The 13,540-nt window shown below is 73.2% G+C and carries 12 protein-coding genes; 4 read left to right on the top strand and 8 right to left on the bottom strand.

What is annotated here, in order from left to right; genetic code table 11:
• Nucleotides 1-5: 5 nt before the first annotated feature.
• The 3 genes from ACIPW5_RS10990 to panB form a co-directional block, all read right to left on the bottom strand.
• Entirely contained in the window at nt 6-854 is an 849-nt protein-coding gene (locus tag ACIPW5_RS10990; protein WP_401243358.1) for an ABC transporter permease, read from the bottom strand.
• Nucleotides 851-1,879 carry an ATP-binding cassette domain-containing protein gene (locus ACIPW5_RS10985; protein WP_401243355.1) on the bottom strand — a complete coding sequence of 343 codons (1,029 nt, stop codon included), beginning with the start codon at nt 1,877-1,879 and terminating at the stop codon, nt 851-853. The genes ACIPW5_RS10990 and ACIPW5_RS10985 overlap by 4 nt, the downstream gene beginning before the upstream one ends.
• Before the next feature lie 144 nt (nt 1,880-2,023).
• Entirely contained in the window at nt 2,024-2,884 is an 861-nt protein-coding gene (panB, locus tag ACIPW5_RS10980; RefSeq protein WP_401243352.1) for a 3-methyl-2-oxobutanoate hydroxymethyltransferase, read from the bottom strand.
• A 306-nt stretch (nt 2,885-3,190) separates the two neighbouring features.
• Between panB and ACIPW5_RS10975 the strand changes: the two genes are divergently transcribed.
• A complete protein-coding gene (locus ACIPW5_RS10975; protein WP_401243349.1) occupies nt 3,191-4,219 on the top strand; it encodes an endonuclease/exonuclease/phosphatase family protein in 1,029 nt (342 codons plus the stop codon).
• A gap of 46 nt (nt 4,220-4,265) precedes the next feature.
• On the opposite strand, the gene ACIPW5_RS10970 is transcribed toward ACIPW5_RS10975, so the two are convergent.
• Complete coding sequence (locus ACIPW5_RS10970) at nt 4,266-6,020, bottom strand: NAD+ synthase (RefSeq protein WP_401243346.1); 1,755 nt, start codon at nt 6,018-6,020, stop codon at nt 4,266-4,268.
• 106 nt (nt 6,021-6,126) lie between these two features.
• Complete coding sequence (locus ACIPW5_RS10965) at nt 6,127-7,812, bottom strand: hypothetical protein (RefSeq protein ID WP_401243344.1); 1,686 nt, start codon at nt 7,810-7,812, stop codon at nt 6,127-6,129.
• A gap of 691 nt (nt 7,813-8,503) precedes the next feature.
• Here ACIPW5_RS10965 and ACIPW5_RS10960 point away from each other — a divergent pair.
• Nucleotides 8,504-9,232: a DUF998 domain-containing protein gene (locus tag ACIPW5_RS10960; RefSeq protein WP_401243341.1), complete on the top strand. Its 729-nt coding sequence runs from the start codon at nt 8,504-8,506 to the stop codon at nt 9,230-9,232.
• Nucleotides 9,229-10,086, top strand: coding sequence for an alpha/beta fold hydrolase (locus tag ACIPW5_RS10955; RefSeq protein WP_401243338.1), 858 nt, complete (start codon nt 9,229-9,231; stop codon nt 10,084-10,086). Before ACIPW5_RS10960 ends, ACIPW5_RS10955 begins: the two co-directional genes overlap by 4 nt.
• Before the next feature lie 161 nt (nt 10,087-10,247).
• On the opposite strand, the gene ACIPW5_RS10950 is transcribed toward ACIPW5_RS10955, so the two are convergent.
• The 3 genes from ACIPW5_RS10950 to ACIPW5_RS10940 all read right to left on the bottom strand — a co-directional run bounded on the left by ACIPW5_RS10950 (nt 10,248) and on the right by ACIPW5_RS10940 (nt 12,001).
• Nucleotides 10,248-10,907, bottom strand: coding sequence for a DUF305 domain-containing protein (locus tag ACIPW5_RS10950; protein ID WP_401243335.1), 660 nt, complete (start codon nt 10,905-10,907; stop codon nt 10,248-10,250).
• On the bottom strand, nt 10,904-11,554 hold the full coding sequence (locus ACIPW5_RS10945; protein ID WP_401243333.1) for a DUF3105 domain-containing protein: 651 nt from the start codon (nt 11,552-11,554) through the stop codon (nt 10,904-10,906). The genes ACIPW5_RS10950 and ACIPW5_RS10945 overlap by 4 nt, the downstream gene beginning before the upstream one ends.
• Nucleotides 11,555-11,626: 72 nt before the next feature.
• Nucleotides 11,627-12,001 (bottom strand): hypothetical protein, encoded by a 375-nt coding sequence (locus ACIPW5_RS10940; protein WP_401243330.1) that lies wholly within the window; start codon nt 11,999-12,001, stop codon nt 11,627-11,629.
• Nucleotides 12,002-12,176: 175 nt separating this feature from the next.
• On the opposite strand from ACIPW5_RS10940, the gene ACIPW5_RS10935 reads away from it, so the two are divergent.
• Nucleotides 12,177-13,538 (top strand): glutamine synthetase family protein, encoded by a 1,362-nt coding sequence (locus ACIPW5_RS10935; protein WP_344153501.1) that lies wholly within the window; start codon nt 12,177-12,179, stop codon nt 13,536-13,538.
• Nucleotides 13,539-13,540 lie beyond the last annotated feature (2 nt).

The raw sequence follows: 13,540 nt of genomic DNA, 5'->3' as shown, positions 1-13,540 counted from the left end.
CGGGATCAGGTCTTCTGGCGGAACTTGCGGACCGCGATCGGCATGGTGACCGCCGTGATGGCGACCGACCAGCCCAGGGTGATCCACACGGAGTCGCCCAGTGGGGCGCCGTTGATCAGCCCGCGGGCCGCGTCGGCCAGGTTGGACAGCGGGTTGACGTCGGTGAAGCTCTGCAGCCAGCCGGGCATCGTGGTGGGCGGGGCGAAGATCGAGCTGCCGAACTGCAGCGGCATCAGGACGAGCATCGCCATGCCCTGGACGGCCTGCGCGGTCTTCATGGTCAGACCCAGCAGGATGAAGACCCACATCAGCGAGGCGCCGAAGACGGCGGAGAGCCCGATGGCGAGGAACAGGTCCAGGACCGAGGACTTGATGGACAGGCCCAGCGCGAAGCCCACGGCCAGCAGGATCGCGATGGCGACCATCATCCGGCCGAGTTCGACCACGATCTTCGCGATGAGGACCGAGGACCGGGCGATCGGCATGGACCGGAAGCGGTCCATCACGCCCTTCTTGAAGTCGTCGTTGACGCCGGTGCCGACGCCCATGGCGATGTTCATGCCCATCATCGCCATCAGGCCCGGGACGACGTAGTTGACGTAGTCGCCCTGGTTGCCCTTGCCGGAGATCGCGCCGCCGAAGACGAACACGAACAGCAGCGTGAAGATGATCGGCATGAGCAGGACGTCGAACATCGACTCCGGGTCCTGCTTGATCTGGAGGGCGTTGCGGCGGACCAGGGCGCCGATGTGGCGCAGGTTGGCCCGCAGGCCGATCCGGCCCTCGCCGTCCAGTGGGGAGGCGGCCGCCGCGGCCGCGGTGGTGCTGGGCTTCGTCGTGGTTACGGTGCTCATGCCGCGACCTCCTGATCCGTCTCGGTCTTCCGGGTGGGCACGGCGTCCGCGTCCGCGTCCGCCGCGGGCTTCTGGCCGGTGATCGACAGGAACACCTCGTCCAGGCTGGGCAGGTACGTGCCGAGGTCGGCGAGCGCGTACCCGCGGGCGGCCAGCAGGCCGACCACGGCGGTCAGCTGCTCGTCGCTGAGGATCGGGACCAGCAGCACGCCCTCGTCCGGCACCGCCTGGGAGCCGGCGACGCCGTCCAGGCCGGTCTCCGCCAGCGCGCGGGCCATGCCCGGCAGGTCGGACGCGTCAACCGGACGGATCCGCAGGGTGCGGCCGCCGACGCGGGCCTTCAGCTCGTCGACCTTGCCCTTGGCGATGACCTTGCCGCGGTCGATGACCGTCAGCTCGCTCGCCAGCTGCTCGGCCTCCTCCATGTACTGGGTGGTGAGCAGCACGGTGGCGCCCTCCGCGACCAGGTGGTGGACCTCGTCCCACACCTCGTTGCGGGTGCGCGGGTCGAGTCCGGTGGTCGGCTCGTCCAGGTAGATCACGGCCGGCCGGCCGATCAGGGAGGCGGCCAGGTCGAGGCGGCGCCGCATGCCGCCGGAGTAGTGCATGGCGGCCTTCTTCGCCGCCTCGGTCAGGGAGAAGCGCTCCAGCATCTCGTCCGCGCGGAGCCGGGCGTCCTTGCGGGACAGGTCCAGCAGCCGGCCGATCATGTAGAGGTTCTCCCAGCCGGAGAGCTTCTCGTCGACCGAGGCGTACTGGCCGGTCAGGCCGATCGTGCGGCGCAGCTGCCGGGGCTGGCGGACCACGTCGTACCCGGCGACCGTGGCGGTGCCCGCGTCCGGGACGATCAGGGTGGACAGGCAGCGGACCAGGGTGGTCTTCCCGGCGCCGTTCGGGCCGAGGACACCGAGCACGGTGCCCTCGCGGACGTCCAGGTCGACCCCGTCCAGGGCCTTGGTCTCGCCGTAGTGCTTGACCAGCCCCCGCACTTCCACGGCGTGGGAGTTCTTGTCGTTTCGCGTCATGCCCACCATGGGACCAGGCGCCACTGACAAAGCCCCGACAGCCGGCCGACAGCCCGCCGACAGCCCGCGGACGGGACCGTCGGCGGGCTGTCGGTACTACCTGTCGGTACTACCTGTCGGTACTGCCCGTCGGTACTCCCGGGACTAGTGGAAGGCGTGCTCCTCCTGCGGGAACGTTCCGCCGACCACGTCCTGGGCGAAGGCCTTCGCCGCGTCGCCCATGGTCCGGCGCAGGTCCGCGTACTGCTTCACGAACCGCGGCATCTTCCCGCCGGTCAGCCCCATCATGTCGGTCCACACCAGCACCTGCGCGTCGCACTCCGCACCGGCGCCGATGCCGACCGTCGGGATGTGCAGGGACCGGGTGACCTCGGCGGCCAGCTCGGCCGGGACCAGCTCCAGGACCACCGCGAAGGCGCCCGCGTCCTGCGCCGCCTTCGCGTCGCGCAGCAGCTGGTGCGCGGCCTCGTCGGTGCGGCCCTGCACCCGGTAGCCCATGGCGTTCACGGACTGCGGGGTCAGGCCCAGGTGGGACATGACCGGGATGCCGGACTGCACGATCAGCTCGGTCTGGCGCAGCGAGCGCTCGCCGCCCTCCAGCTTGACCGCCCCGACACCGGCCTCCTTCACCAGCCGGGTGGCGCTGCGCAGCGCCTGCACGGCGCCTTCCTGGTACGAGCCGAACGGCAGGTCGCCGACGACCAGGGCACGGCGGGTGCCCCGTACGACGGCCGCCGACAGCAGGGTCATCTCGTCCATCGTCACGGGGACGGTGGTGTCGTAGCCGAGGTGACAGTTGCCCATCGAGTCGCCGACGAGGATCACCGGGATGCCGGCCTCGTCGAACACGGACGCCGTCATGGCGTCGTAGGCGGTGAGCATGGGCCACTTCTCGCCGCGCTCCTTGGCGAGCATGAGGTCGCGGACGGTGATCCGCCGGGTGCCAGTGCCTCCGTACAGGGTGGGGGAGGCGGCTTCGCGGGCAGGCGAAACGGCATGCGTCATTGCAACTGCTCCTTGTGTCATCTCGAGGCGCCCTCACGGCGTCCCCGGACTCACCCACCATGGTGGCACTCGTCCGGCCGTCGGCGGAAGTGGCGGGCCCGCGGCGCGCTGACCCGTGCGTCACACTCCTGGCCCGCCTCCGGGCGCGCCCGAGCCAATGTGCGCGTTTCGTGACAACCGGAACCCTTGCTGCACGGCCGTTCGTCCTCCCGGTTGTACGGCCGCGAGGTCGGCACGGAAGGCTCCCGACATCGCCTAGGGTCAAGGGGCGGGGACGGAGCGCGAGCACGGCAGCGAGGATTTGGCATGGCACAGGCGTACATGACGGAGACGGGGAACGGCGGCTCCGAGCCCGGACCCTCCGGATCCGGACTGAAGCGCCGGCTGGCCGAGCTCGTGCGCGACCGCGGGATCTGGAAACGGGGGATCGTCACCGCCGGCATCGCCGCGCTGATCTCGCTGATCATGGTCTTCCACGCCGAGCTGCCCAACGACGTCGGCAACCTCGGCAGCCTCACCGAGACGTTCCTGCCCTGGCTGGGCCTGTTCGTGCCGGTGCTGCTGGCCATCGCGGTGGTCCGCAAGTCCGCCACCGCCCTGATCGCGATACTGCTGACGGCCGCGGTCTGGGTGAACCTCTTCGGCGGCCTGCTCACCGACAAGTCGGGCTCCGGCGGCAACCTGGTGGTCGCCACCCACAACGTCGACGCCGACAACCCGGACGCGCGCGGCACCGCCGCCTCGGTCGCCAAGTCGGGCGCCGACGTACTGGCCCTGACCGAGCTGAAGGCGAGCGCCGTGCCCGTCTACGAGAAGGCCCTCGAAGGCACGTACAAGTACCACGCGGTCGAGGGCACGGTCGGCGTGTGGAGCAAGTACCCGCTGACCTCCAGCAAGCCCGTCGACATCCGGCTCGGCTGGACCCGCGCCATGCGCACCACCGTCGCGAGCCCCTTCGGCGAGATCGGCGTCTACGTCGCCCACCTGCCCTCGGTCCGCGTCAAGCTGAACGCCGGCTTCACCGCCAACCAGCGCGACAACAGCGCCGACGCCCTCGGCGCGGCCCTCGCCGCCGAACCGCTGAAGAACGTCATCCTGCTCGGCGACCTCAACGGCACCATGAACGACCGCTCCCTGTCCGAGGTCACCTCCCAGATGCGCTCCACCCAGGGCGCCGCCGGCGACGGCTTCGGCTTCAGCTGGCCCGCGCAGTTCCCCATGGCCCGCATCGACCAGATCATGGTCCGCGGGGCGAAGCCGGAGGCCTCCTGGACCCTGCCGCGCACCGGCAGCGACCACCTCCCGGTCGCCGCCCGGCTGACCGTGCGGAAGTAGCGGCGCCGCCGGTCGCCCTCCCCGGGGGCGGCCGGCCCGGCCCGCGCTACGGCCGCTCGCGCCAGCCGTTGGTGATCGGCAGGCGGCGGTCCTTGCCGAAGCCCTTCGCGGAGATCTTGGTGCCCGGCGGGTACTGGCGGCGCTTGTACTCCGCCGCGTCCACCATCCGCAGGGTCCTCGCCACGAGCTCCCGGTCGAAGCCGGCCGCGACGATCTCCTCCAGACCCTGGTCCCGGTCCACGTACCGGTCGAGGACCGCGTCGAGCACCGGGTAGTCCGGCAGCGAGTCGGTGTCCACCTGCCCCGGGCGCAGCTCGGCGCTCGGCGGCTTCACGATCGAGTTCTCCGGGATGGGCGGGGTCTCGCCCCGCTCCTCGGCGGCCCGGTTGCGGTAGCGGGCGAGCCGGAAGACGTCGCTCTTGTACACGTCCTTGATCGGGCCGTAGGCGCCGACGGAGTCCCCGTAGAGGGTGGAGTAGCCGACGGCCAGCTCGGACTTGTTGCCCGGCGCCAGCACGATGTGGCCCTCCTGGTTGGAGACCGCCATCAGCAGGGTGCCGCGCAGCCGGGACTGGAGGTTCTCCTCGGCCAGGCCGGTGAGGCCCAGCGCGCCCATGTAGGCGTCGAACATCGGCTCGATGGAGACGGTGCGGAAGTTCAGCCCGGTGCGCGCCGCCAGATCGGCGGCGTCGCCCTTGGAGTGCTCCGAGGAGTACTTCGAGGGCATCGCGATGCCGTACACGTTCTGCGCGCCGACCGCGTCGCAGGCGACGGCCGCGACCAGCGCCGAGTCGATGCCCCCGGAGAGCCCGATCAGGACGGAGCGGAAGCCGTTCTTCCTGACGTACGCGCGCAGGCCCACCACCAGTGCGTCGTAGACCTCCTCGTCGTCGTCCAGCCGCTCGGCGTAGCCGCCGGTCACCACCGGCTCGTAGGCCTCCAGCGGCTCCTCGGAGAGGATCACGCGGTCGATGCGCAGCCCGTCGCCGACGACGCCCTCGGGAGCGTCGGGCCGGGCGGCAGGGAGGTCCAGGTCGATCAGGACGCAGCCCTCGGAGAACTGGGGGGCGCGCACGACGACCTCGCCGGAGGCGTCCACGACGATCGAGTCGCCGTCGAAGACCAGCTCGTCCTGGCCGCCGATCATCGCCAGGTAGGCGAGGGTGCAGCCGGCCTCCTGGGCGCGCTTGCGGACCAGTTCGAGGCGTACGTCGTCCTTGTTGCGCTCGTACGGGGAGGCGTTGACCGAGATCAGCAACCCGGCCCCGGCGGACCGGGTGGCCGGGACGCGGCCGCCCTCCTGCCAGAGGTCCTCGCAGATGGCGAGGGCCACGTCGACGCCGTGGACCCGCACGACGGGCTGGGTGTCGCCGGGCACGAAGTACCGGAACTCGTCGAACACCCCGTAGTTGGGCAGGTGGTGCTTGGCGAACCGCAGCACCACCTCGCCGCCGTACAGCACGGCCGCGGCGTTCTCCGGGGAGCCCGCGGGGAGGCCCAGCCGGGGGGCGGCCCGCTCGCTGCGGTCGAGGTAGCCGACGACGACGGGGAGCCCGCCCAGCCCCTCGTCCGCCAGCCGCCGGGCCAGCGCGGTCAGGGCGGTGCGGGAGGCGTCGACGAAGGACGCCCGCAGGGCCAGGTCTTCGACGGGGTAGCCCGTCAGCGTCATCTCCGGGAACGCCACCAGGTGGGCGCCCTGCTCGGCGGAGTGCCGCGTCCAGTGCACGACCGAGTCGGCGTTGGCGGCGATGTTGCCGACCTGCGAGTCGATCTGATTCAGAGCGAGGCGAAGTTGAGGCACGGGGCCCAGTCTAATCGTCTTTCTGACGCGATGTCCTGGGCCCCGGCCGTTCCGGGCGGTTCACGGGCGGTTCAGGGGCGGTTCGGCCGGCGGTTCGGCCGGTGGTTCAGCGGACGGGGCCGGTGAACTTCGCCGGGGGCAGCGTGACGCCGGGGGACAGCTCCACGGCGATGCTCGTGGTGCCCGCCGGCACCTCGTACGCGGCACTGCCGGAGGCCGTCTCGCCGGGTTCGAGCACCCGGTCGACGCGCTTCGGCATCCGGCCGTCGAAGACGAGCCGGCCGGCGATGCCCTTGCCGTCGCGGACCTCGGGGATCGCGTGGACCACGCGGACGGCCGCGGAGGAGGTGTTGGTGATGGTGAAGGGCACCTCGACCGCGTTGCCCACCTCGATCCACTTGCTGCCGCTGGTGTACTTCCGGGGCGCTTCGACGGTCACCTTGACGCCGTTCGGGTACGTGTACGTACGGCCGAAGTCGAGCGGGGTGGTCATGCCGGGGCCCGGCTGGGGCGTGGGGAGCGGGTCCTCGTCCCACTCGCCGTCCCCGTCCGCGTCCCAGTCCTCGTCCCCGTCCCCGTCCCACTCGTCCTCCGGGAACGCCGGGGCGTGGCGGGCGGCGCGTTCGACGGCCTTGTCGACGAAGGAGACGGTGAAGAACCAGCCGCCGGCGCAGGCGCCGAGGCCGAGGACGCCGAGGGCGACGCCGAACAGGGACATCACCTTGCGGGGGGCGCCGCCCCGGGCGCGCACGAAGGCGCCGATGCCGAGGCCGATGGCGGTCATCCCGAGGAGCGCGCCGATCCAGAACACGAACGGCACGAGGGCGACCGGTACGGCCACCAGACCCACCACGAGCGCGGCGACGGCCATCCCGTTGGAGGGCGGGGCGGGCACGGGCGGGTAGGCGGCGTAGGCCGGGTACCCGGGGTACGCCGGGTACCCGGGGTACGCCGGGTACCCGGGGTAGGGCGCCGCGGGCGGGGCGGCCTGGCCCCAGGCGCCGGCGGGCGGCACGAACCGCGGCGGGGCCGCTCCGGGGGCGGGGGTCGCCCAGGGGTTGAACTCCGCGGTCGGCGCGGCGGGCGCGGGCGGCGCCTGGACGGGGGGCGGGGTCTGCGCCGCGGCGGTCCCGGGGGCGGGGGCCTCCGGCTGCGCGGCCTCCGGCTGCGCCGGGTCAGCGGTGGGGGCCTTGGTCAGCGACGGGCCCGCCTGCGCGGGGGCGGGCAGGGGCGCCTCTGCCGACGCGGCACCGGCCTGCGGGGCCTGCTGCGGTGCCGGGTCCGCGGCGGGGGTCTTGGCCGGCGACGGGCCCGCCTGCGCGGGGGCGGGATCCGGCGCCTCCGCCGGCGCGGCGTCGGCCTGCGGGGCCTTCATCAGCGACGGCTTCGCCGATTCCGGCGCGGGCGCGGACGCCGGGCCGTCGGCCGGGGGGGTGTCTGCGGGCGTGGCGGCCGAGAACGGGGTGTCTGCGGGCGGGGCGGCCAACGTCGGGGCAACCACCGTTGGGGCGTCCGCAGGTGGGGCGTCCGTAGGCGGGGCGTGCGTGATCGGAGCGTCTGCGGGCGGGGTGTCCGTGACCGGGGCATCCCCGGGCGGGGCGTCCGTGTCCCCGGCGTCCGCCGCCGGGGCGGCCGGCTCCGGGGCGTCCGCCGCCGGGGCGTCCGCGGGCAGGGCGGCCACCGGCGGAGTATCCGCCGTCGGGGTCTTCTCCAGTGACGGCTTCGCCGTCCCGGGTATGGGCGGGACCGCCGGCTCGGACGGGGTACCGGGCGGGTTCGGGGGCGTGCTCATACCTGTCGGCGTCCTCGGAGTGTGCGGCGTACGGGGCGGGAAACGCGGTGTACGGACGATGCGGGCAGACTGCCATGCCCTCCGGCCCCCTCCAAGCCGTTTCGGCCCCGGCCCCCGCGCCGGGGATCGGTATCGGCCGATGTGCCGGAATCAGGACTTCCGCCCGCGCGGGGGCAGGGGCGTACGGCCGGACAGGGCCGGGCCCCGCGGCCCCGGGCTCCGTCGGAGACCCCGACGCCCCTCGGCGGCAGCCGGTGGAGCCCGGGGCCTGCGTCCGTCCCCGGCCCCGCCGCCGAGGACTCCATCGGAGCCCCCGGCGGCAGCCGGAGGGGTTCCGGGCCCGCGTCCGTCCCGGATCCCGCGTTGGAGACCCCGTCGGAGATCCCAGCGGCAGCCGGAGGAGCTCCGGGCCTGCGTCCGTCCCGGACCCCGCCGGACCCCGCCGAAACCCCGGCGGCAGCCGGAGGCCGTCCGTCCCGGACCCCGCCGGAGCCCCCGCCCGAGCCCCCGGCGGCAGCCGGAGGGTCCCGGGCCGCCGGAGACCCCGGGGAACGCGGCAGCGCACCCGCACGTTCTTCCCCCGAGGGACTCCGCCGGATGGCGCAGGGCGCGCATCAAGGCGATCCCCAGCAGCGGCGCCGCCCGGGGGCGCCGCCCGCCGACGCCGGATCTGCTGAGGATCATTCACACCATGCGTACAGAACGCCCGAACCGTCCGCACCACCCCGAAGGAGCCCCGCCCCCCGCGACCTGGCCCGTCGTCCTCCTGATCGGTCTCGGCGCGGCCGCCTACACCGCCTGGGTGCTCGAAGTCGTCCTCTCCACCGGCCTCAACCCCATCGAGACCTACGTCAGCGAGCTCGCCGCCCAGGACCAGCCCCTCGGCGGCCTCTTCCGGGCCACCGACTTCACCGCGGGCCTGCTCGTCTTCTTCGGCGGCCTGCTCGCCCTGGTCCGGCTGGTGCGCCACCCCGGGTCCCGGGGCTTCTGGGCCGTCACGGGCTGGGCCGGGATCACCCTCTTCGGCGCGGCCACCGCCGCCGACGCCTGGCTGCCGCTCAGCTGCCAGCCGACCGCCGACCCGGAGTGCGCCGCCCGCGAGACCGCGGGCCTCGTCCCGGCCACCCACCAGGCCCACGCCGTCAGCAGCAGCCTCGCCATGACCGGCGCCCTCATCGGGATAGTGGCCCTCACCGTCGCCGCCCGCCGGTACGGACGGCTCGCGCCCCTCGCCCGCTACGGCCCCGCCCTCGTCCTCCTGGAACTGCTCGCCACCGCCTGGACGCTGACCGCCATCGCCCTGTTCACCGCCGGGCACGGGACCTGGGCGCTCGGCGCGGGCCAGCGGCTCCAGGTGCTGCTGGTCGCGCTGTGGCTCGGCCTGCTGGCCCACTCCGTCCACAAGGAGGGCCGTACGTGAACCCCCCGCCCCGCTTCCTCCGGGTCGACGGCATCCCGCTGCACGTGGTCGTCGAGGGCACGGGGCCCCCGGTGGTGCTGAGCGCCGGACTCGCCATGGCCTGGTTCGACTGGGACCCGGTCGCCGCCCTGCTCGCGGCCCGGGGCCGCACCGTGATCCGCTTCGACCGGCCGGGGCACGGGCTCAGCGCCCCGGCCGCCGGGCCGCCGGGCGCCGCCGCCGAGGCCCGCCGGATCGCCGGGCTGCTGGACGCGCTGGGCCCGGACGGCGCCGGCCCCGTCACCGCCGTCGGGCACTCCATCGCGGGGTTCCACGCCGAGGCCTTCGCCCGCCTGTACCCGGAGCGCACCGCCGCCCTGGTGCTGGTCGACTCCAGCGTCGAGGAGGCCCCCCGCCCCCTGCTGCCCGCCGCGCTGCGCACCGGCGCCGCCCGGGCCCTGGGCCGGGCCGTCACCGCCGCGGGCCTCCCCGCCGCGGTGGGGCCCGCGCTGCGGGGCGCGGCCGTCCGGGCCTCCCGGGCGGGCCGGGCCGCGGACCCGGCCGCACGGGACCTCGTACGCCGCTGCTACCGCACGGGCCGGGTCTGGCGCGGCGCCCTGCTGGAGAACTCCCGCTACCTGGACACCGCCGCCGAGCTGCTCGCCCTGCGCGGGGAGCACCCGCTGAAGGCCCCCGCCACCGTCCTGGCCGGTCACGACGGCCGGCCCGGCGACGCCGCCGCGCGCTGGCTCGGCCGCCAGGAGGCCCTGGCCGGGCTGCTCGGCGCCCGCTTCGAGGTCGCGGAGCCCGCCGGGCACCTGGTCATGCTGGACCGCCCGCACCAGGTGGCACGGGCGGTCCTGGACACGGTCTAGGCCGTCTCTTCCGGATCTTGCCTGACCCGCGCCGCCCGGCACCGCACCTCGCCGCGTTGGCGGAGCACCCGAGTACGTCCAGTACAAGGGCGCCCCGCCAACGCGCCGATGCACGGCACCGGACGACGCGGGCTTAACCGGCAAGATCCGAAAGAGACGGCCTAGCGCGGGGCCGCCCCGCGCTGGCGGAGCATGTCCTCCATCAGCTTCAGCTCCGACTGCTGCGCCTCGGCCATGCCCTGCGCCAGGGCCTTCTCCGCCGGGGTGCCGCACTGGCGGGCGCAGCCCTCGGCCATGGCGACGCCGCCCTTGTGGTGGTCGGTCATCAGCTGGAGGTACAGCACCTCGGCGTCCCGGCCGTTCGCCGTGCCGAGCCGCTCCAGCTCCTCCTTGGTGGCCATGCCGGGCATCAGCGCCCCGGGCTTGGCGGCGCCGTGCCCCGCGTGGCCGCCGTGCCCCTCGCCCGACTGCATCCAGGACATCGGCGGCTCGTCGGCCACCACCTTCGGCAGCCCCCACAGGTCCAGCCAGCCCAGCAGCATGCCGCGCTGGTTGGCCTGCGTGTTCGCGATGTCGTACGCGAGCGAGCGCACCGGCTCGTCCTGGGTGCGGTCGCGGACGATGAAGGACATCTCCACCGCCTGCTGGTGGTGCACCGCCATGTCCCGGGCGAAGCCCGCGTCCGCCGAGTACAGGGCCGGCGCGGCGGCCGTGCGGCGGTCGCCGCCGTCCGGGCCGTTCGCGGTGGCGACCGTGGCCCCCACCGCGAACAGCACGGCCAGCACGACCGCCGCGCCCGCCGCCCAGTACGTACGGGTCACTTCTCGCCCAGACCGCTGGTGCAGGCCGCACCCGGCTCGGGGGTCTGCGGGCCCTGCACGTACTTGGTGAAGAACTGCGCCACGCGCGGGTCGTCCGCCTTGTCGACCGTCAGCTGGATGCCCCAGGCACTCAGCATGATCGCGCCGGCCTGCTCCTTGACGGGGCTCAGCAGCGTGTAGGGGGTCTTGCCGACCTTCTCCGCGAGCTTGTCGACCTCGGCCTTGTCGGCCTTGTCGTTGTACGTCACCCAGACCGCGCCGTGCTCCAGCGAGTGGACGGCGTTCACCTCGGGGACCGGGTTCTTGTAGACGTCGCCGTTGCAGTTCATCCAGCGCGGGTGGTGGTCACCGCCGACCGGCGGGTTCATCTCGTACTTGACCTGGGTCTCGACGTGGTTGCGCCCGAGCTTCTTCGCGTCCCAGGTCTGCTCGCCCGAGACCGGCGCCTTGCGGGCGGCCTCGGCGTCCTTCTCCTTCTGCTTCTGGTCCATCAGCACCCAGCCGCCGAATCCGACGAGCCCGGCCACGATCACCGTGGAGATGCCGATCGCGAGGAACTTGTTGCGCCGTTCGCGCGACTGCTCGGCGCGGCGCATCTCGGCTATGCGCTGCTGGCGGGAGTTCTGCTGTGACGCCTTGCTGGCCATGTGCCCTGGATTCCTTCTGCTGAGGGGGGTGTGGGGATGGTGCCGTGAATGCCGTCCGGTGCGCCGGACCGCTCAGGTCCGCAGCACTTGCAGGACGTGCAGGCCGGGGGCGCGCGCGAGGGTGCCGTCAGGCCGCACCGGCCCCGCGGCCGCACCCGGGCGGGCGGCGGGCACCGGCCCGCTCCGGGGCAGGGCCGCGGCGGGCGGCGGGGCGGGCAGCACGGCGGGGGTCACATGGGAGAGGGGGGAGCAGCCCGGGAGGTCGTACGGGGCCACGCAGGTGGCGTGCGTTCCGTGTCCGGCGTGCACCCGTCCGGGTTCCGCCGCGGGCCGCACGCACAGGAAGGCCATGCCGGCCGCCACCCCGGCCGCGACCAGCAGCACGAGGACGGCACGCCGGAAGGGACGCCCGTGGCGCCCGCTCCGCGTGTGCTCCCAGCCCCCCATGGCCGCTGATGGTAATGCTCATGACGGCCCCGGGGTCAGAGCGGGGGTGCCATCGGCTCTGGGGGGTGCGTAATGTGGCGGAAACCACCACTGGCGATACTGGACGGGCCCGGCTGCGCCCCCCGTCCCTTTGGGGTGGTGGTGCACAGATCGTCTGAACTGCGAGGATGAAGGCATGGACAAGCAGCAGGAATTCGTCCTCCGGACGCTCGAGGAGCGCGACATCCGCTTCGTGCGCCTGTGGTTCACCGATGTGCTGGGCTTCCTGAAGTCCGTCGCGGTCGCCCCCGCCGAGCTGGAGCAGGCCTTCGACGAGGGCATCGGCTTCGACGGCTCCGCGATCGAGGGCTTCGCCCGGGTCTACGAGTCCGACATGATCGCCAAGCCGGACCCGGGGACCTTCCAGATACTGCCGTGGCGCGCCGAGGCCCCGGGGACGGCCAGGATGTTCTGCGACATCCTGATGCCGGACGGCTCCCCGTCCTTCGCGGACCCGCGCTACGTCCTCAAGCGCATCCTGGCCAAGACCTCCGACCTGGGCTTCACCTTCTACACCCACCCGGAGATCGAGTTCTTCCTGCTCAAGGACAAGCCCCTGGACGGCACCCGCCCGGTGCCGGCCGACAACTCCGGCTACTTCGACCACACTCCGCAGAACGTGGGCATGGACTTCCGCCGCCAGGCGATCACCATGCTCGAATCCATGGGCATCTCCGTGGAGTTCAGCCACCACGAGGGCGCCCCGGGCCAGCAGGAGATCGACCTCCGCTACGCCGACGCCCTCTCGACGGCCGACAACATCATGACGTTCCGCCTGGTCATGAAGCAGGTGGCCCTCGAACAGGGCGTCCAGGCCACCTTCATGCCGAAGCCGTTCTCCGAGTACCCGGGCTCCGGCATGCACACCCACCTGTCGCTCTTCGAGGGCGACCGCAACGCCTTCTACGAGTCGGGCGCCGAGTACCAGCTCTCGAAGGTCGGCCGCTCCTTCATCGCGGGCCTCCTGAAGCACGCCGCCGAGACGGCCGCGGTCACCAACCAGTGGGTGAACTCCTACAAGCGCATCTGGGGCGGCTCCTCCCGCACCGCCGGCTCCGGCGGCGAGGCCCCCTCGTACATCTGCTGGGGCCACAACAACCGCTCGGCCCTGATCCGCGTCCCGATGTACAAGCCGGGCAAGACCGGTTCCTCCCGGGTCGAGGTCCGCTCGATCGACTCGGGCGCCAACCCGTACCTCACGTACGCCGTCCTGCTGGCGGCGGGCCTCAAGGGCATCGAGGAGGGCTACGAACTCCCGGCGGGCGCCGACGACGACGTCTGGGCCCTCTCCGACGCCGAACGCCGCGCGATGGGCATCGAACCCCTCCCGCAGAACCTCGGCGAGGCCATCTCCCTGATGGAACGCAGCGAACTGGTCGCCGAAACCCTCGGCGAGCACGTCTTCGACTTCTTCCTCCGCAACAAGAAGCAGGAGTGGGAGGAGTACCGCTCGGAGGTCACCGCCTTCGAGCTGCGCAAGAACCTGCCGGTGCTGTAAGG

This window comes from Streptomyces sp. NPDC090077 (genome assembly GCF_044747545.1).
Lineage (GTDB): Bacteria > Actinomycetota > Actinomycetes > Streptomycetales > Streptomycetaceae > Streptomyces.
Note: the sequence above shows the minus strand (reverse complement) of the source record. Positions and strands in the feature narration are given on the sequence as shown.